This window comes from Streptomyces sp. NPDC051913 (assembly GCF_044593635.1).
Lineage (GTDB): Bacteria > Actinomycetota > Actinomycetes > Streptomycetales > Streptomycetaceae > Streptomyces.
Window position 1 is genome coordinate 784,218 of record NZ_JBIUCI010000002.1, and the last position, 18,565, is coordinate 802,782.

18 protein-coding genes are annotated in these 18,565 nt (G+C 71.1%); 7 read left to right on the forward strand and 11 right to left on the reverse strand.

The features are described from left to right. Positions 1-42: 42 nt before the first annotated feature. Together ACIHIX_RS08730 and ACIHIX_RS08735 are read right to left on the reverse strand one after the other, a co-directional pair. Complete coding sequence (locus ACIHIX_RS08730; RefSeq protein WP_399951774.1) at positions 43-675, reverse strand: DedA family protein; 633 nt, start codon at positions 673-675, stop codon at positions 43-45. Further along, positions 672-1,445, reverse strand: coding sequence for an MBL fold metallo-hydrolase (locus ACIHIX_RS08735; RefSeq protein ID WP_399951777.1), 774 nt, complete (start codon positions 1,443-1,445; stop codon positions 672-674). Before ACIHIX_RS08735 ends, ACIHIX_RS08730 begins: the two co-directional genes overlap by 4 nt. Before the next feature lie 83 nt (positions 1,446-1,528). Here ACIHIX_RS08735 and ACIHIX_RS08740 point away from each other — a divergent pair, with 83 nt between their 5' ends. From ACIHIX_RS08740 to dnaK, 4 genes are all read left to right on the forward strand, one after another. Continuing rightward, complete coding sequence (locus ACIHIX_RS08740) at positions 1,529-1,930, forward strand: hypothetical protein (protein WP_399951780.1); 402 nt, start codon at positions 1,529-1,531, stop codon at positions 1,928-1,930. An 88-nt stretch (positions 1,931-2,018) separates the two neighbouring features. Continuing rightward, positions 2,019-4,094, forward strand: a complete 2,076-nt coding sequence (locus ACIHIX_RS08745; RefSeq protein ID WP_399951783.1) for a phage holin family protein — start codon at positions 2,019-2,021, stop codon at positions 4,092-4,094. Positions 4,095-4,181: 87 nt separating this feature from the next. Further along, positions 4,182-4,610, forward strand: coding sequence for an OsmC family peroxiredoxin (locus tag ACIHIX_RS08750; RefSeq protein ID WP_399951786.1), 429 nt, complete (start codon positions 4,182-4,184; stop codon positions 4,608-4,610). Between the two features lie 153 nt (positions 4,611-4,763). Next, complete coding sequence (dnaK, locus tag ACIHIX_RS08755; protein WP_399951789.1) at positions 4,764-6,629, forward strand: molecular chaperone DnaK; 1,866 nt, start codon at positions 4,764-4,766, stop codon at positions 6,627-6,629. Here dnaK and narI read toward each other — a convergent pair. The 6 genes from narI to ACIHIX_RS08785 form a co-directional block, all read right to left on the reverse strand. Next, positions 6,626-7,348 carry a respiratory nitrate reductase subunit gamma gene (gene narI / locus ACIHIX_RS08760; protein ID WP_399951792.1) on the reverse strand — a complete coding sequence of 241 codons (723 nt, stop codon included), beginning with the start codon at positions 7,346-7,348 and terminating at the stop codon, positions 6,626-6,628. The two genes, dnaK and narI, sit on opposite strands and share 4 nt — an antisense overlap. Next, positions 7,348-7,836, reverse strand: coding sequence for a nitrate reductase molybdenum cofactor assembly chaperone (narJ, locus tag ACIHIX_RS08765; RefSeq protein ID WP_399951795.1), 489 nt, complete (start codon positions 7,834-7,836; stop codon positions 7,348-7,350). Before narJ ends, narI begins: the two co-directional genes overlap by 1 nt. Continuing rightward, positions 7,836-9,443: a nitrate reductase subunit beta gene (gene narH / locus ACIHIX_RS08770; protein WP_399951798.1), complete on the reverse strand. Its 1,608-nt coding sequence runs from the start codon at positions 9,441-9,443 to the stop codon at positions 7,836-7,838. Before narH ends, narJ begins: the two co-directional genes overlap by 1 nt. Position 9,444: 1 nt before the next feature. After that, positions 9,445-13,128, reverse strand: coding sequence for a nitrate reductase subunit alpha (locus ACIHIX_RS08775; protein WP_399951801.1), 3,684 nt, complete (start codon positions 13,126-13,128; stop codon positions 9,445-9,447). A 90-nt stretch (positions 13,129-13,218) separates the two neighbouring features. After that, positions 13,219-14,034, reverse strand: a complete 816-nt coding sequence (locus tag ACIHIX_RS08780) for an SAM-dependent methyltransferase (RefSeq protein ID WP_399951804.1) — start codon at positions 14,032-14,034, stop codon at positions 13,219-13,221. Positions 14,035-14,064: 30 nt separating this feature from the next. Beyond that, complete coding sequence (locus ACIHIX_RS08785) at positions 14,065-14,928, reverse strand: helix-turn-helix domain-containing protein (protein WP_399951807.1); 864 nt, start codon at positions 14,926-14,928, stop codon at positions 14,065-14,067. A gap of 269 nt (positions 14,929-15,197) precedes the next feature. On the opposite strand from ACIHIX_RS08785, the gene ACIHIX_RS08790 reads away from it, so the two are divergent. Next, positions 15,198-15,623, forward strand: a complete 426-nt coding sequence (locus tag ACIHIX_RS08790; protein ID WP_399951810.1) for a hypothetical protein — start codon at positions 15,198-15,200, stop codon at positions 15,621-15,623. Here the strand turns inward: ACIHIX_RS08790 and ACIHIX_RS08795 are convergent. After that, positions 15,605-16,411: a helix-turn-helix domain-containing protein gene (locus tag ACIHIX_RS08795; protein WP_399951813.1), complete on the reverse strand. Its 807-nt coding sequence runs from the start codon at positions 16,409-16,411 to the stop codon at positions 15,605-15,607. The genes ACIHIX_RS08790 and ACIHIX_RS08795 overlap by 19 nt on opposite strands. 171 nt (positions 16,412-16,582) lie before the next feature. On the opposite strand from ACIHIX_RS08795, the gene ACIHIX_RS08800 reads away from it, so the two are divergent. Together ACIHIX_RS08800 and ACIHIX_RS08805 are read left to right on the forward strand one after the other, a co-directional pair. After that, entirely contained in the window at positions 16,583-16,888 is a 306-nt protein-coding gene (locus ACIHIX_RS08800) for a 4a-hydroxytetrahydrobiopterin dehydratase (RefSeq protein ID WP_399951816.1), read from the forward strand. Positions 16,889-16,892: 4 nt separating this feature from the next. Then, a complete protein-coding gene (locus tag ACIHIX_RS08805; protein ID WP_399951819.1) occupies positions 16,893-17,636 on the forward strand; it encodes a class I SAM-dependent methyltransferase in 744 nt (247 codons plus the stop codon). On the opposite strand, the gene ACIHIX_RS08810 is transcribed toward ACIHIX_RS08805, so the two are convergent. Further along, on the reverse strand, positions 17,620-18,081 hold the full coding sequence (locus ACIHIX_RS08810; RefSeq protein ID WP_399951822.1) for a hypothetical protein: 462 nt from the start codon (positions 18,079-18,081) through the stop codon (positions 17,620-17,622). The genes ACIHIX_RS08805 and ACIHIX_RS08810 overlap by 17 nt on opposite strands. Next, complete coding sequence (locus tag ACIHIX_RS08815; RefSeq protein WP_399951825.1) at positions 18,078-18,557, reverse strand: hypothetical protein; 480 nt, start codon at positions 18,555-18,557, stop codon at positions 18,078-18,080. Before ACIHIX_RS08815 ends, ACIHIX_RS08810 begins: the two co-directional genes overlap by 4 nt. Positions 18,558-18,565 lie beyond the last annotated feature (8 nt).

Consider the following 18,565-nt stretch of genomic DNA (forward strand, 5'->3'; position numbering starts at 1 on the left):
GTCCCAAGCCCCGCGTCTGCGGCATGATCCGCCGGACCGGCCCTAGGCCTTGGCGGTCCTGCGCACCCGGCGCCACAGGCTCGGCGCCGCGCTCACCGCCACGGTCAGCACGATCGCGGCCACCACGCCCTCCCAGGGCTCGCTGAACAGGGAGCCGCCGAGGATCCCGATCAGCTGGTACGTCACCGCCCACGCCAGGCAGGCCGGAAGGTTCCCGCGCGCGAACCGCCGCAGCGGCCACTTCGCCATCAGACAGGCCAGCATCACCGGGATCCGGCCCGCCGGGACCATCCGGGACAGCACCAGCACCGCCACCCCGTGCTCGGCCAGCTTCTCCTGCGCCTGCGTCAGCCGGTCCTCGGGCGCCCGGGACCGGATCGCCTCCAGCCAGCGCGACCCGTTCTTCGACCGCATCCCGCGCCGCCCCAGCCAGTACAGCGCGATGTCCCCGAGGAACGCGGCCAGCGAGGCGGTCACGAACACCAACGCCATGGAGAACGGCGCCGTCTGATGGAACGCCACCACGGCGGCCGAACTGACCAGCGCCCCCGTCGGCACCACCGGCACCAGCGCCCCGATCAGCACCAGCAGGAACAGCGACGGATATCCGAGCGCCTGCTGCGTCGACTCGGGCGGCACGGTCCTGGCGGCCGCCGCCAGCCACGCCTGCGTCACCGGGCCACCCCCGGGCGCACGCTCTCCCCGTGCGCGAGCCGATGCACCGACACGCCCGGCGCACGCTCCGCCGCGAGTCGCACGAACTCCGCACCGGGGGCATGGAATTCATGGGGGCGCACGGCATCCATCCCGATCGGCCAGTACGTGCCGTAGTGCACCGGCACCGCGCTGACCGGGTCCAGCCGGGCCAGCGCCTCGGCGGCACGCCCCGCGTCCAGATGTCCCTCACCGAGGTACGGCCCCCAGCCGCCGACCGGCAGCAGGGCCACGTCGACCGGCCCGACCTCCTTCGCCATGTCGTCGAACAGGCCGGTGTCCCCGGCGAAGTAGGTACGGGCCTCGCCCTCGACGACATAGCCGAGCGCGGGGGAGCGATGGGGTCCCAAGGGCAGCCGCCGTCCGTCGTGCCGGGCCGGCACCGTCCGTACGACCAGGTCCCCGATCACCGTCTCGTCGCCCGGCGCCACCTCGCTGACCTGGAGATGGGCGAGCCGGCGGAGCCCGGGCACCGCACGGGGTGCGCCCCGGGGCACGAGCAGGCGCGTGCCCGGGGACAGTCGCTCCAACGACGGAATGTGCAGATGATCGGCGTGCAGATGGGAGACGAGCGCCACGTCCGCACGCCAGGCGCCGGGCGGTGGCACCGCGCCCCGACGGCGACGCAGATGGGCGAGGCGGCGGGCGAACAGCGGGTCGGTGAGCACACGGACGTCCGAGTCCTCGACCGTGCAGGTCGCGTGACCCCACCAGGTGATCTCCACCGGCACCTCTTTGCCTCCTTCGCGCGACTCCCCGAAGCCTACGGGCAGGAGTAGGGTCGGCGGCGAAACCCGGAGGTGAGGGGGACGCCATGGGACCGGTTCGCGTCACGGCGATCGCGAGTCTGACGCCGCTGGAGGAGCTGGAGGCCGATCCCTTCCTGGTGGACGCCCGCAGTCAGCACGCGATGTGCGCCCGCTGGGCCGCCGAGCAGGGCTACATCGTCAGCCGGGAACTCCTCGTGCGCGGCCTGCGTCCCGACCACTGTGTGCTGTGGGACGGCGTCCGCCCCGGCCTCGACCTCTTCGTGGCGCCCAGCCGCCGGGTCCTGGAGAGCGCCCTGTCCTCCGTGGAGGACTTCCTCAGCGAGTGCGCCCGGCGCGGGGTGCGGGTGGAGACGGTGGGATCGGCGGAACCGTCGTACGACGCCCAGATGAAGGCCAGCATCCACCGCCGCCTCTCGATGCCGACGGCCGGGTACGACGGCCGGTAGCGGCCACCAGGCTTCGCCGGGGGAACTTCCGTCCGTTGTGACAGGGTGGGGCCAGGCCCGCGCCGACGGCGGGCCGGGGACGTGAGGTGTGCGGGGCGTGCGAGGCGGGCGTTGGCGGCGGATCGCCAGTCAGACGGGGCGGAGCGTCGCGGTGTGGGCGGTCTCCACGATCACCATGCTCGTCCTCGCGGGCATCCTGCCGGACTTCCAGCTCCGGTCGGCGGACGGCGACAGCGCCACCGACATCGCCGTCACCGCGGCCCTCGGCGCCGGTGCCTTCGGTGTCCTGTCGGCCCTGGTCTGGCCGCTCCTCGTACGGCTCCTGCTGCTGGTGCCCGCCCTGGTCCTCGGGCTGCTGGTCTTCGTACTCAACGGCTTTCTGCTCCTGCTGGCGCTGCGGCTGAACCCGACCGAGCGGGGCGCCGCCGCGTGGGAGACCGCGGTCGTGGTCGCCGCCGTGATGTCGGCCGTCGCCTCCGCGACCGGCGCGGCCCTCGCCGTGCGGGACGACGACGCCTACCGGCGCCGGCTCTACCGGCTCGCCGACCGCCGCCGCAGAGGCGGCCCGGTCGCCCCGTCCGCGCCGGGCATGGTCTTCCTCCAGCTGGACGGCGTCGGCCACGACGTCCTGCGGGTCGCCGTCGCCACCGGCGTCATGCCCACCCTCGCCCGCTGGCTGGACAGCGGCACCCACCGGCTCACCCCCTGGCGCACCGACTGGTCCAGCCAGACCGGCGCCAGCCAGCTGGGCATCCTGCACGGCAGCAACGAGGACGTGCCGGCGTTCCGCTGGTACGAGAAGGACAGCCGGGAGGTGATGGTCTGCAACCGCCCCACCAGCGCCGCCGAACTCCAGCGCCGGGCGGTCGAACGCACCGGGGACGGCGGACTGCTCGGCGCCGACGGCGCCAGCCGCGGCAACCTCTTCAGCGGGGGCGCCGACGAACAGGCGCTCGTGCTGTCCATCGCCACCCGCCGGCGCAGCCGTGAGACCCGGTCCCGCGCGGGCTACTTCGCGTACTTCTCCGACCCGGCCAACGCCGTGCGCACCGCGCTGTCCTTCGTCGCGGAGGTGGGCCGGGAGATCGGCCAGTCGACCCGCGGCCGGGCCCGCCGGGTCCGGCCCCGGGTGAGCCGCGGGGGCCTCTACCCCTTCATCCGGGCGTTCGCCACCGTCGTGGAACGGGACGTCGTCGTCGCCGCGGTGATGGGCGACATGCTCGCCGGACGCACCGCCGTCTACGCCGACCTCGTCGCCTACGACGAGGTCGCCCACCACTCCGGGCCGATGAGCCGGGACGCCGAGAAGGTCCTCGAACGCCTCGACCGGTCCCTGGCGCTGATCGAGAACGTCGCCGAACACGCCCCGCGCCCGTACCGGATCGTCGTTTTGTCCGACCACGGCCAGAGCCCCGGCGAGACCTTCCAGGCCCGCTACGGCCTCACCCTCGGCGACCTGGTGCGGGCCGGCTGCGGACTGCCCGTGCCGCGCAAGGCGCGGCGCACCCACAGCGGGGCCGAGGCCCGCGCGGCCGTCCGCGCCGCCCTGCGCCGGCCCGTCGAGGAGCGCCGCGAGCAGCACCGGCCCTCGCGCCGCAGCTCCGAGCCGCTCGTGCTGGCCTCCGGCAACCTCGGCCTGATCTCCTTCCCGGACGTGCCGCACCGGATGACCAAGGAGGAGATCGACGCCCGCCACCCCGCCCTGCTGACCACGCTCGCCAACCATCCCGGCATCGGCTTCCTCCTCGTACGCAGCGAGGAGCACGGCGGGGTGGTGCTCGGGCCGTTCGGTACGGAGATCCCGGTCGACGAACTGGACGAGAACCCGGGCCCGTTGGCCGCGTTCGGGCCGGGCGCCGCCGACGCCGTACGCCGTACGCACGGCTTCGCGCACACCGCCGACATCATGGTCAACTCCTCGTACGACCCGGGCGACGGCGAAGTCCTCGCCTTCGAGGAGCAGATCGGCTCGCACGGCGGACTCGGCGGGGCGCAGGGCCGGCCGTTCCTGCTGTCGCCGGCCGCTCTGTCCGCACCGGTCGCCGACGACCAGGAGCTCGTCGGCGCCGAACAGGTCCACCATGTCCTGCGCCGCTGGCTGCGTGAATCCGACGGCCCTCAGGTGCCGTTGCCGGAACGTCAGGACGAACGGCGGGCGGCCTGACAGCTGTCTTGAGCGTGCGGTGCGCCCAAGTGTGATCGGATGGGACACGGAACCCCTACATGGGCCCATGTCTGAAAGGAAGAACCCGTGGCTACCACGCGCTCCGCACACACCGTCTGGGAAGGCAACCTGCTCGAGGGCAACGGAGTCGTCTCCTTCGACTCCTCCGGCGCCATCGCCCAGCAGCCGGTGACGTGGGCTTCCCGCGCCCAGGAGGCGAACGGCAAGACCAGCCCCGAAGAGCTGATCGCGGCCGCCCACTCCAGCTGCTTCTCGATGGCGTTCTCGCACGCCCTGGCCGGCGCCGGCACCCCGGCCACCAAGCTCACCACCTCCGCCGACGTCACCTTCCAGCCGGGAGAGGGCATCACGGGCATCCACCTCACCGTCGAGGGCACCGTGCCGGGCATCGACGAGGAGGCGTTCGTCGCCGCCGCCGAGGAGGCCAAGGTGGGCTGCCCCGTCAGCCAGGCCCTCAAGGCCGTACCGATCACCCTCTCGGCGAAGCTCGCCTGATCCTTCCCGTACGTTCCCGGATGCCGCGCCCCCGTGAGGGGCGCGGCACCGTCCTTTTCGGGGTACCCGGATTTCGGGGTACGCGGCATTGACAAGGGCCCACTCAAGTTTTGTGCTGGAGTCCGGGAAGTGCCCTGGCGGAAGGGGACAGCGATGGGACGCGCGGTCGGGATCGATCTGGGGACCACGAACTCCGTGGTGGCCGTCCTGGAGGGCGGCGACCCCACGGTCGTCGCCAATGCGGAGGGGGCCAGGACCACACCGTCGGTGGTGGCCTTCGCCAAGAACGGGGAGGTGCTGGTCGGGGAGGTCGCCAAGCGGCAGGCCGTGACGAACGTGGAGCGGACGGCCCGGTCCGTGAAGCGGTACATGGGCGACGGCGGTTGGCGGTTCCCGGAGCAGGGATCGGTCGACGGCACCCGCTACCGGGCGCAGGAGCTGTCGGCGCGGGTGCTGCAGAAGCTCAAGCGGGACGCCGAGTCCTATCTCGGCGAGGACGTCACCGACGCGGTGATCACCGTCCCGGCGTACTTCGACGACGCCCAGCGGCAGGCCACCAAGGAGGCCGGCGAGATCGCGGGCCTGAAGGTGTTGCGGATCATCAACGAGCCGACCGCCGCCGCCCTCGCCTACGGCCTGGACCGGGGCGAGGAGCAGACCGTCCTCGTCTTCGACCTCGGCGGCGGCACCTTCGACGTGTCCCTCCTGGAGATCGGCGACGGTGTCATCGAGGTCAAGGCGACCAACGGCGACACACATCTCGGCGGCGACGACTGGGACCAGCGGGTGGTCGAGCACCTGGTGAAGAAGTTCCAGGGGCAGTACGGCATCGACCTCGGCAAGGACAAGATGGCCCTGCAACGGCTGCGCGAGGGCGCCGAGAAGGCCAAGATCGAGCTGTCCAGCTCCTCGGAGACCACGATCAACCTCCCGTACATCACCGCCTCCGCCGAAGGCCCGCTCCACCTCGACGAGAAGCTGACGCGCGCTCAGTTCCAGGAGCTCACCGCCGACCTGCTCGACCGCTGCAAGACCCCCTTCCACCAGGCCGTCAAGGACGCCGGCATCAAGCTCGCCGCGGTCGACCACGTCATCCTCGTCGGCGGCTCGACCCGGATGCCCGCCGTCACCGACCTCGTCAAGGAACTCACCGGCAAGGACCCGCACAAGGGCGTCAACCCGGACGAGGTCGTCGCCCTCGGCGCCGCGCTCCAGGCGGGTGTCGTCCGCGGCGACGTGAAGGACGTCCTGCTCCTCGACGTGACCCCGCTGTCCCTGGGCATCGAGACCAAGGGCGGCATCATGACCAAGCTCATCGAGCGCAACACCACGATCCCGACCCGGCGTTCGGAGATCTTCACCACCGCCACCGACAACCAGCCCTCGGTCGGCATCCAGGTCTACCAGGGCGAACGCGAGATCGCCGCCTACAACAAGAAGCTCGGCGTCTTCGACCTCACCGGCCTGCCGCCCGCGCCCCGCGGTGTCCCGCAGATCGAGGTCGCCTTCGACATCGACGCCAACGGGATCATGCATGTCTCCGCGAAGGACCTCGCGACCGGCCGCGAGCAGAAGATGACCGTCACCGGCGGCTCGGCGCTGCCCAAGGACGACATCGACCGCATGATGCGGGACGCCGAGCAGTACGCGGAGGAGGACCGCAAACGCCGGGAGGCCGCCGAGACCCGCAACCAGGCCGAGCAACTCGTCTACCAGACCGAGAAGTTCCTCCGCGAGAACGACGAACGCGTCCCCGCCGAGACCAAGGCGGACGTGGAGTCGGCCATCGCGGAACTCAGGACGCTCCTGGAGCAGAACGCCGACACCAACGCCCTGCGCGACGGCGTCGAGCACCTCGCCACCGTCAGCCAGCGGGTGGGCCAGGCGATGTACGCGCAGGCCCAGCAGTCGCAGCCCCACGGCACCGAACAGCAGACCACCACGCCCCCCGAGGAGGAGGGCGTGGTGGACGCGGAGATCGTCGACGAGGACCGGGAACAGAAGGGCGGGGCGGCTTAGGACTTCGCCCGCTCCCAGCCCCGCCGCTCCGGACGCGGCCCCAGCCTCCTGGGGTCGCGTGCCCGGTAGACGACATAGGGCCGGAACAGGTACTGCACCGGCGCGCTGAACATATGGACCAGCCTGCTGTACGGCACGAACGCGATCAGCGCCATCCCGATCACCGCGTGGACCTGGTACAGCACCGGCACACCGTGCATCCGGTCGATGTCCGGCTGGAGGGTGAACAGGCTGCGCGCCCAGGGGGCGATGGACTCACGGTAGTTGTAGCCGTCGCCGGAGGCGTGGGTCAGCTTGGCGATCATGCCCATCGCGATGGCGCCGAGCAGCACCAGGTACATGAGCTTGTCGTTGGCGGTGGTCGCGCGGAAGACGGGGGCCCGCGTCCTGCGGCGGTAGACGAGCAGCACGATCCCGGCGACGGTGAGGACGCCGGCCGCGGTGCCGCCGTAGAGCGAGAACAGATGGTACGTGTGCTCGCTGATCCCCACCTTTTCGGTCCACGACATCGGGATGAACAGCCCGACGATGTGCCCGGCCAGGACGAAGAGGATGCCGTAGTGGAAGGCGGGCGAGGCGATGTTCAGCAGTTTCGACTCATAGACCTGCGAACTGCGGGTCGTCCAGCCGAACTTGTCGTAGCGGTAGCGCCAGACGAGTCCGGCGACGAGCAGGGCGATGGCGACGTACGGCAGCACGCCCCAGAGGAGTGTGGTCATCAGCGCACCCCGGTGTGGTTGGGCAGTGTGGCGCATACGGCGTCCAGGACGGACGCGTACGGGGTCCCGAACGCGGTGAGCCGGGACCGCAACTGCTCCAGGCCGTCCCGGTGTTCGGTGAGCAGGTCGGTGTCGCCGGTGCGTGCCGCGAACTCGAGGACCGCGGGCAGGAAGTCCGGCAGTTCCTCGCCGGTGAACTCCAGGCCGGCGGCCCGGTAGACGTCCTTGAAGCGGACCAGCGACATCCCGCGCCGCCGGGTGTCCCCGTCCTGCCACCAGCTCAGATACAGGCTGTGCCGGTTCTTGAAGTCGAAGACCTGGACGTAGTGCGCGGCCAGCTCCTGCGCCGGGGTCACCGCCGCATGGTCGGTGAACTCCCGCAGCTGCGGGGCCGCTTCACGCAGCAGCGGCAGCCGGGCGCGGAAGTCGTCGTCGGGGTACGTCAGACAGAGCGCTGCTGCCTGGTACAGCACGGCGTACGACGGCATCAGACCTCCTCGGCGTCGGCGGGGTCGTCGGACGTCTGGCGGCGGCGCAGCCCGTGGAAGTTCTCCACGGACACCACCGGCAGCAGCTTGCGCTGCCCGGAGTCCTGGCCGAACGGTCCGTCGCCGCCCATGCCCGGACCGCCCTCGTACTCGAGACTGCATCCCTCCGGCAGCGCCGACTCCTCAAGGCGCCGGGCGTCACCGACGGCGGCGGTGGGGATCACGTAGCGGTCCTCGTACTTGGCGATCGCCAGCAGCCGGTACATCTCCTCGATCTCCTCGGGCTTCATCCCGACCGCCTCGGTGACGGCCGGGTCGGGGTCCTCGCCGAGGTTGATCGCCCGCATATGGGCGCGCATCGCGGCGAGCTTCTCCAGACAGGCCCGCACCGGCGCGGTGTCGCCCGCGGTGAAGACCTCCGCGAGGTACTCCAGCGGGATGCGGAGCGTGTCGATCGCGCCGAAGAGGTTCTGGGCGTCCTCACCGTCGTGTCCGGTCTCGGTGAGCGCGTCCACGACCGGGGAGAGCGGCGGGATGTACCAGACCATCGGCATCGTGCGGTACTCGGGGTGCAGCGGGAGCGCCACCTTGTACTTGCTGATCAGCGCCCGGATGGGGGAGCGGCGGGCCGCCTCCATCCAGTCGTACGAGATCCCCGCCTCCTCGGCCGCCCGCTGCACGGTGGGGTCGTCCGGGTCGAGGAAGACGCCCAACTGCGCCTCGTACAGGCCCTTCTCGTCGGGAGTGGACGCCGCCTCCGTCACCTTGTCGGCGTCGTAGAGGATCACGCCGAGATAGCGGAGACGGCCCACGCAGGTCTCCGAGCACACCGTCGGCAGGCCCACCTCGACACGCGGGTAGCACATGGTGCACTTCTCGGCCTTGCCGGTGCGGTGGTTGAAGTAGACCTTCTTGTACGGGCATCCGGTCACGCACATCCGCCAGCCCCGGCAGTGGTCCTGGTCGACCAGGACGATGCCGTCCTCCGCCCGTTTGTACATCGCGCCCGACGGACACGAGGCGACACAGGACGGGTTGAGGCAGTGCTCGCAGATGCGCGGCAGATAGAACATGAAGGTCTGCTCGAACTCGAACTTCACCTTGTCCGCCGCCTGTTGCCGGGTCCGCTCGACCATCGGGTCGAGGTCGCCGTAGGCGGGGGCGCCGGCGAGGTTGTCGTCCCAGTTCGACGACCACTCGATCTTCATCGGCTTGCCGTCGATCTGCGACACCGGCCGGGCCACCGGGAAGTCGTCGCCGAGCGGGGCGTCGGTGAGGTTCTTGTAGTCGTAGGTCCAGGGCTCGTAGTAGTCCTTGATCTCCGGGAGCTTGGGGTTGGAGAAGATGCCGAGGAGCTTCTGGAAACGGCCACCCGCCTTGAGCTTGAGCGCGCCTCGTTTGTTCAGCTCCCAGCCACCGCGCCACTTCTCCTGGTCCTCGTAGCGGCGCGGATAGCCCTGTCCCGGGCGGGTCTCGACGTTGTTGAACCAGACGTACTCCATGCCCTGCCGGTTGGTCCACGCCTGTTTGCAGGTGACGGAACAGGTGTGGCAGCCGATGCACTTGTCGAGGTTCATGACCATCGCGATCTGAGACATCACTCGCATGTCAGTACTCGACCTCCTGGCTGCGGCGGCGGATGACCGTCACCTCGTCGCGCTGGTTGCCCGTCGGGCCCAGGTAGTTGAACGCCCAGCTCAACTGGGCGTAGCCGCCGATGAGATGCGACGGCTTGAGGATCAGCCGGGTCAGCGAGTTGTGGATGCCGCCGCGCTTTCCGGTGGCCTCCGTCGTCGGCACGTTGACCGTGCGCTCCTGCGCGTGGTGCATATAGACCGTGCCGGCCGGCATCCGGTGCGAGACGACCGCGCGGGCGACGACCACGCCGTTGCGGTTGACCGCCTCGATCCAGTCGTCGTCCTTGACGCCGATGGCGTCCGCGTCCTGCGGGGCCATCCAGATGGACTGGCCGCCGCGGGAGAGGGCCAGCATGAACAGGTTGTCCTGGTACTCGGAGTGGATGGACCACTTGTTGTGCGGGGTGAGGTAGCGGACCGTCACCTCCCGTTGTCCGTCCGGGCCGAGCTGCGGTTCGCCGAACAGCTTGTTCATGTCCAGCGGCGGCCGGTACACCGGGAGCGCCTCGCCGAGCTCGTGGATCCAGTCGTGGTCCAGGAAGAAGTGCTGGCGGCCGGTGAGGGTGTGCCAGGGCTTGAGGTGCTCGGTGTTGAGCGTGAAGGCCGTGTACCTGCGGCCACCGGACTCGCTGCCCGACCACTCCGGCGAGGTGATGACGGGGACGGGCGCCGCCTGGGTGTCGGCGTACGTGATCCGCTTGCCCTCGTGCTCGGCGGCCAGGTGGGCCATCTCCTGCCCGGTGCGCGCCTCCAGGGTGTGGAAACCCTGGGTGGCGAGGCGGCCGTTGGTGGTGCCGGACAGGGCGAGGATGGTGTTCGCGGCCTTCACGGCGGTGTCGATCGAGGGTCGGCCCTCGTAGCCGGTGCCGTTCAACTCGGCCAGGTGCCGCACCTCTTCGTCCGGGTGGAGCGCGATGCCCTTGCAGGGCATGCCCAGCTTCTCGACCAGCGGGCCGAGGGCCCGGAACTTGGCGCCGATCGCCGTGTAGTCGCGCTCGACGACCGTGAGGTTCGGCATCGTCCTCCCGGGGACCGGATCGCACTCGCCGCGCTTCCAGTCCAGGACCACCCCGCCGGGCTGGGCGGTCTCGCCCGGGGTGTCGTGCTGGAGCGGCGATGCCACCAGGTCCTTGCGGGTGCCCAGGTGGACGACGGCCATCTCGCTGAGCCGGTCGGCCAGCGCCTTGAAGGTGTCGAAGTCGGTGCGGGCCTGCCACGGCGGGTCCACGGCCGGGGTGAAGGAGTGCACGTAGGGATGCATGTCGGTGGACGACAGGTCGTGCTTCTCGTACCAGGTCGCCGCGGGCAGCACCACGTCCGACAACAGGGTCGACGAGGTCTGCCGGAAGTCCAGGGACAGCAGCAGGTCGAGCTTGCCCTCGGGGGCCTCCTCCCGCCACTTCACGTCCCGGGGACGCTCGTGCGACTCCGCCTCCTGGGCACTCAACGACGAGTGCGTGCCCAGCAGATGGCGGGTGAAGTACTCGGCGCCCTTGGCCGACGAGCCGAGCAGATTGGCCCGCCACAGCGTCAGCACGCGCGGCCAGTTCCCGGGGGCGTCCGGGTCCTCGCAGGCGAAGTTCAAAGTGCCCGCTCGGAGTTCGGCCACCGCCTTGGCCACCGGGTCGCCGAAGGTCTCGCCCAGCTCCAGGGGGTTGCGGTCGAAGGTCGGGTACGACGGCATCCAGCCCGAACGCGCCGACAGGGCGAGGCAGTCGGCGCCCGTCATGCCCTTGAAGCGTCCCTCACCGAGAGGTGAGGACAGCACGTCGGCGGTGAAGTGGTCGTAGCGCCACTGGTCGGTGTTGAGGAACCAGTACGCGGTGCCGATCATCTGCCGCGGTGGCCGCGACCAGTCCGACGCGGCGGCCAGCGTGGCCCAGCCGGTGGCCGGACGGCACTTCTCCTGGCCGACGTAGTGCGCCCAGCCGCCGCCGTTGCGGCCCTGGCAGCCGGTGAGCTGGAGCAGGGCGAGGAAGGCGCGGTAGATGGTCTCGGAGTGGAACCAGTGGTTGGTTCCGGCGCCCATCAGGATCATGCAGCGGCCCTTGGAACGCTCGGCGGTCCGCGCGAACTCCCGGGCGATCTTCACGCACTTGGCGGCCGGAACGGAGGTGTGCACCTCCTGCCAGGCCGGCGTGCCGGGCGCCTCGGCGTCCTCGTAGGAGGCAGGCCAACTCCCCGGCAGATCAGGGCGCTTGATGCCGTACTGGGCCAGCAGCAGATCGTACACGGTGGTCACCAGCGGCCCGTCCGGACCGCCCAGCCGCGTCGCCGGTACACCCCGGCGTACGACGTCGCCGCGGCCCTGGCCGTGTTCACCGCCCTCGGTGTCGAAGCGGGGGAGCAGGACCTCGACGCCGCTCGCGATGTTCTGCCCGTGGAGGGTCAACGTCGGTTCGATCGGGCCGAGTTCGAGGTTCCAGCGGCCCTTGCCGGACTCGGTCCAGCGGAAGCCCAGGGAGCCGTTGGGGACGACCGCGCGGCCGCTCGCCGCGTCCAGCACGACCGTCTTCCACTCCGCGCCCTCGCCCTCCTGGCCGAGGTCGGTGGCGCGCAGGAACTTCGAGGGGACGTGGGCGCCGTCCTTCTCGGTGAGCGTGACCAGGAACGGCAGATCGGTGAACTTCCTGACGTAGTCCGCGAAGAACGGCGTCTCCCGGTCGACGAAGAACTCCTTGAGGATCACGTGCCCCATCGCCAGGGCCAGCGCCCCGTCCGTGCCGGGATGAGGGTGCAGCCACTCGTCGGCGAACTTGGCGTTGTCCGCGTAGTCCGGGGCGACCACGACCACCTTCTGGCCCCGGTAGCGGGCCTCCGCCATCCAGTGCGCGTCCGGGGTGCGGGTCACCGGGACGTTCGAGCCCCACATCATCAGATACGCGGCGTCCCACCAGTCACCGGACTCGGGGACGTCGGTCTGGTCGCCGAAGACCTGCGGAGAGGCGACGGGCAGGTCGGCGTACCAGTCGTAGAACGACAGCATCGGGGCGCCGATCAGCGAGTGGAAGCGGGCGCCCGCCGCGTGCGACACCATCGACATCGCCGGGATCGGGGAGAAGCCGGCGATGCGGTCGGGACCGTAGGTCTTGATCGTGTGGACGTGGGCCGCGGCGACGATCTCCACGGCCTCGTCCCAGGTCGCCCGGACCAGGCCGCCCTTGCCGCGGGCCTGCTGGTAGCGGCGGCGGCGCTCGGGGTCGTTCTGGATGTCCGCCCAGGCCATGACCGGGTCACCGGTTCTCCCGAGCGCCTCGCGGTACAGGTCGAGCAGGACACCGCGGACGTACGGGTAGCGCACCCGGGTGGGGGAGTACGTGTACCAGGAGAACGCGGCGCCCCGGGGGCAGCCGCGCGGCTCGTACTCGGGGCGGTCCGGGCCGACGCTCGGGTAGTCGGTCTGCTGGGTCTCCCAGGTGATGATGCCGTCCTTGACGTACACCTTCCAGCGGCACGAGCCCGTGCAGTTCACGCCGTGAGTGGAGTTCACGACCTTGTCGTGGCTCCACCGGTCCCGGTAGAAGGCGTCCGCCTCGCGGCCCCCGGTCAGCTCGATGCTGTGCAGGTCGGGCGCGGGAGTGCCGGGCCGGAAGAAGCGGCCGGCCTTCAGCAGCGCCGCGCCCGGCTCGGTGGGCGGGGTCTGGGTGTCGGTCACATGCGCTCCCTTGCTTGCCCGTGCTTTCGAAGCTAGGGGCGAGGGCGGGAACGCACCTGTTCACGGCACCCGTACGGGTACGCGTACGGGTCAGGGCTTGCGGGCGACCCCCGCGTACACCGGCACGATGCCCTCCGCCTGGGCCTCGACGTCGACGGGCTCCGGCCGCCAGCCGGTCACCGGGATCACCCCGGGGCCCAGCAGCTCCAGACCGGCGAAGAAACGCGAGAACTGGGGCAGCGAGCGCGGGTGGAACGGCGTACCGCTCGCCCGGAAGTGCTCGGCGGCCTTCCCGATGGCCTCCGGGCTCAGATCGGGGGTGACCTGGGAGAGGATCACATGGCTGCCGGGGGCGAGCTCGGCGACGTACCGTTCCAGCAGGCCGTACACGTCGTCCTGGTCCGGCTCCTCGCTCAGGTAGTGGGTGAGCGCCACGAGCGACAGGGCGACCGGCCGGGAGAAGTCCAGGGTCTGCGCGGCCAGGCGCAGGATGGTGTCGGGGTCGCGGACGTCGGCGTGCACATAGTTCGTGGCGCCCTCGGTGGTGCTGTGCAGCAGGGCCTGGGCGTGCCGCAGGACGATCGGGTCGTTGTCGACGTACACGACCCGCGCGTCCGGGGCGACCTCCTGGGCGACCTGGTGGAGGTTGGGCTCGGTGGGGATGCCCGTGCCGATGTCGAGGAACTGCCGGATGCCCGCCGTGGCCACCGTCCGTACCGCCCGGTGCATGAACCGCCGGTTGGCGCGCGCCCCGCGCACCACCGCGCCGTCCGTCGCGAGGATCCTGCGGGCCAGCTCCTCGTCCACCGGGTAGTTGTCCTTGCCGCCCAGCCACCAGTCGTACACGCGGGCCGGATGCGGCCGGGTGGTGTCGAGGATGGTGGGCGCGGCTTCCGGTCCGGTCATGCGGGATCTTCTCCTCGGTCGTCGGCAGGTTCAATAAGTCGCGCGGCGCTCCCGCAGGATCTTCTTGGTGCGCTCGGCCGACGCGGCGCGCGCCGTCATGTGGTCCAGGACCTCCAGATGCAGGGAGACCTCCTTGCGGGAGTCCAGGTACAGGGCGCCGGTCAGATACTCGGTGAACGCCATGTCCGGCAGTTCGGGCTCGGCGAACCGGAAGAGGGAGAAGGGGGCGTACGTCCCCGGGTGCGGGCCCGCGGCGAACTCGGCGATCTGCAAGGTGATCCGGTCGCGCTCGGCGAACTCCAGCAGCTTGTCCAGCTGCTCCCGCATGACCTCACCGCCCTGGCCGACCGGACGGGCCAGCACCGTCTCGTCCATGATCACCCACAGGTGGGGCGGGTCCGGGCGCTCCAGGAGCTGCTGGCGGGCCATCCGCAGGGACACATGGCGCTCGACGGTCTCCGGACCGGCCTGCGCGATCGTGCCCGCCTCCATGACGGCACGCGCGTACGCCTCGGTCTGGAGCAGCCCCGGCACGAAGTGCGGCTCGTAGGAGCGGATGATGCGGGCCGCGCCCTCCAGGCTCACGTACAGACTGAACCAGTCCGGCAGCACGTCGTGGAACCGCTGCCACCAGCCCGGCTGGTTCGCCTCCTCGGCCAACGCGACGAACGCGTCCGCCTCCTCCTCGGAGACGCCGTACGTCGACAGCAGCATCTGCACGTACGGGATCTTCAGCGCGACCTCGGCCATTTCCATGCGCCGCACGGTCGCCGGAGCCACGCGCAGGACCTTCGCGGCCTCCTCGCGTTTGAGCCCGGCCGCCTCCCGCAGCTCCTGAAGCCGCTTGCCGAGCACCACCTGGCCCACCGTGGGCGCAGGCCGCCGCTCACTCACGCCACGCCTCCCCTACGCGCCGAAGTATCCGGGGCAGTGTGTCATGTTCCGCCGTCAGTCTCACGTGATCGGTGGTGAGGCGCTCGCCACGCGGGACGGCGGGGACAGTGGCCGGAAAGCGGCGTGGCCATTACCCCGGGTGTAATCGACCGGCCGGCGCGGGCGCGGGATCGTGGAGTCACCGGGTTCCGGGGCGGCGCACTCCGCTCCGGAATCCGGCCCCACCCTCTTCCGTACTCCAACTCGACCTCGACGGAGGCTGATTCGCCATGTCCGCAGCCCAGCTGTCCGCCCTCGCCCGCACCAGCGACCCGCACACCGCGCTGCGCCGCTTCCTCGCGCTCGACGCGGTGGTGACCGGCGGCAACGGCCTCGCCTATCTCGCCGCGTCCGGGCCGCTCGGGCGGCTCCTCGGCGTCGGCTCGACACTGCTGCTCGAACTCGGCGCGTTCCTCGTGGTGTACGCGGCCGGTGTCGGGTGGCTCGCCGCCCGGCCCCGCCCGGCCGCACTGCCGGTCCGGGCCGTCGTCGAGGCCAACCTCGCCTGGGCGGTTCTCAGTTGTGTCGCACTGACGCTGTGGCTGTCGCCGAGCACCGCGGGAGCCGTGTGGACCGTCCTCCAGGCCCTCACGGTCGCCGGGTTCGCGGCGCTCCAGCACATCGCCCTGAAGGCACGTCAGGACATGAGTCCCTGAAGGTACTTGGCCGTCGCCGGGTCGGCCGGGACGAACGTCTCGATGGCCAGCTCGGCGACGGTCACGTCCATGGGGGTGTTGAAGGTGGAGATGGACGAGATGAACGACAGCACCCGGCCCTCGTGCTCGATCCGCATCGGCAGCGCGAAGTACACCGCCGCCTCCAGCTCCGCGCCGGCGTCCTCGTCCTCGTGGGCGAGCGGATACGCCGCCACCTCCTCGTACAGCGCCCGCAGCCGCTCCGAGCGGCGCAGGGCGATCTGCCGTTCCATCTGCTCCAGCAGATGCCCGCGCCACGCGCGCAGGTTGCGGATACGGGGAGCCATGCCCTCCGGGTGCAGGGTCAGCCGCATCGCGTTGAGCGGCGGTTCGAGCAGCCGCTCCGGGATGCCGTCGAGCAGCGTCAGGATGCCGCGGTTGGCGGCGACCACGTTGTACATGGCGTCCAACACCAGCGCCGGGTAGGGCTCATAGCCCTGGATCAGCCGCTCGATCCCGTCCCGCAGGGCGTCGAGCGCCGGGGCGTCCAGCGGCGTCTCCGGGTAGCGCGGGGCGTAACCGGCCGCCAGCAGCAGCGCGTTGCGCTCCCGCACCGGAACGTCCAGATGCTCGGCCAGCCGCAGCACCATCTCCTCGCTCGGCCGGGAACGCCCCGTCTCGATGAAGCTGATGTGCCGCGCGGAGGAGTCGGCCCGCAGCGCCAGCTCCAACTGGCTGACCCGGCGCTGCTCCCGCCAGGCCCGCAGCAGCGGGCCGACGCCCCCGTCGGTGGCAGTGGTGGTGGTCATACGACGACCGTAGACGAAGCCGGCGGACGCCCGCGAAGGGAAATCCGGGCCGGCCCGCCGCGTCGGCCCCTGCTGACCAGGGCTTCCCCGGTCTGCCTGTGGCACGCTGAGAGAACACCCCAGCACCCCCGGCATCCCCGGCTCACCCGCAGTCCAGGAAGGAGCGGCGTCATGGCCGTGCAACCGCTGTCGCAGAAGGAGATCGAGGACCGGCTCGCGGAACTGCCGGGCTGGTCGCTCGACGGTGACCGTCTCACCCGCTCCTACCGGCTGTCCTCGCACTTCGCGGCGACCGCGATGGTCGTCCACATCGCCCAGGTCCAGGACGAGCTCGACCACCACTCCGATCTCACCCTCGGCTACAACACGGTCGCCCTGAGCGTGCACACCCACAGTGCCGGCGGCGCCGTGACCGAGAAGGACGTCGAGCTCGCCCAGCGGGTGGCGGCGCTCGCCCCCGGCCACGGAGCCCAGTGACGGCGTGCTGGACTACGACAAGGAAGCCGACGCCTACGACGTCACCCGCGGCGGCGAACCCCGGGCCGCCGCGGCCGCGGACGCGGTGCTCGGTCTGGTCCCGCCGGACGCCCGCCGCCTTCTCGACGTGGCCTGCGGCACCGGTATCGTCACCCGGAGGTACGCGACGGCCCGGCCCGCGCTGCGGGTGACGGGCGCCGACCTGACGTACGGCATGGCGCGGATGGCGGCGGCGCGGCTGCCCGGCGCGATCGTGCTCGGCGACAGCCGCCGACTGCCGTTCCCCGACGGGGTGTTCGACGCGGTGACCAGCGTGTGGCTGCTGCATCTCATCCACGACCCGGAGGACACCCGCAGCATCGTCGCCGAGTGCGCCCGCGTCCTTCGGCCGGGCGGCGTGTACGTCACCACCGTCGACAAGGCCGTCGCCCACGACGTCGGCAGCGACGTCGACGTGGTCCTCGCCCCGCGCCCGCGCCGACCGGCCCCGGACGCCTCCCACCGGGTGGAGTCGTACGCCGCCGCGCAGGGGCTGGTCGCCGCCGGGCGGGCTCGTTTCACCGGCCTCGGCCAAGGCCGCAGCCCCCAGGGCACCGCCGCCGACCTGCGGCGCGGCTGGTTCACCATGCTGCCGCCCGGCGACCCGCGCACCGAGCGGCTCGCCGCGCGCATGGAGGCCCTGCCGGACCAGGACCGGCCCCGCGCCGACCCCGTCTTCGCGCTGCGCGCGTTCAGGAAGCCCGGCTGAACTCCATGACCCAGTTGGTCAGCCAGGTGTCGCCGCCGTCGAGCGAGAACGCCTGCTCCCAGCGGGCGCCGGTCGCGGAGACGTCGGACCACACGAAGCGCACCCGCACGTCCTTGCCGTCGTGGGTGTCGTCACCGTAGAACTCCCCTCGCCCGTCCGTGAATCCACCGAACACGGGCGGGAACAGCGTTCCGGTCCGGCTGGACGCCCAGTTGAGCGACCACTGTCCGCTCGCCCGGTCGAAGAGCCGCAGCGTCGCGCCCTTCGCCGCCAGATGCGGCATGTCGATCTCGTCGAGGTTCGCGGTGCCGTCGAACAGCGGCCAGCAGCGGCTGGTGCCGGTGAACTCCTCCCAACTGCCCTCCGGGTCCAGGAAGTCGGTGCGGCGGCGGTTGAGCACCTGCCAGTCGCCGTGGAAGAAGTCGAAGTCGTGCGGGCTGCTCATGAGCGGTCTCCTGTGGTTCCTTCGGGCAGGGAGTCGGCCAAGTAGGCGTCGAGATCGGGGACTTCGGGGGCGAGCAGGTGTCGCACCCAGGCGTCCCGTTCGTGCAGGATCGGCGGCAGCTCCCAGACACAGCCGATCCAGGGCAGTTCGGGCTTGATGAAGTGGGTCGGGTCGATGTCCGGGCACCACAGCGCCGGTTGACCCGCCGCCGCGCCGCGGAAGTGGAGCACGTTGTCCCAGACCCAGCTGTAGGCGTTGAGATAGGCGCCGGTGTCCTCGCCCCGGTGCAGTACGACGAAGGTCGCGGGCGGAGTGCCGTCCGGCTCCGGCAGCAGCTCCGGGAGGATCTCGTACGCCGCCTTCTCGACGTCGGGCGCGATGCCGGCCGGGTCGGTCGTGACGTGGTAGCGCTTGATGTGCCGGCCCGCGATCTCGATCGGCGGCGGCACGGTCAGCAGTTTCTCGGTGAAACTCATGGTGGGAC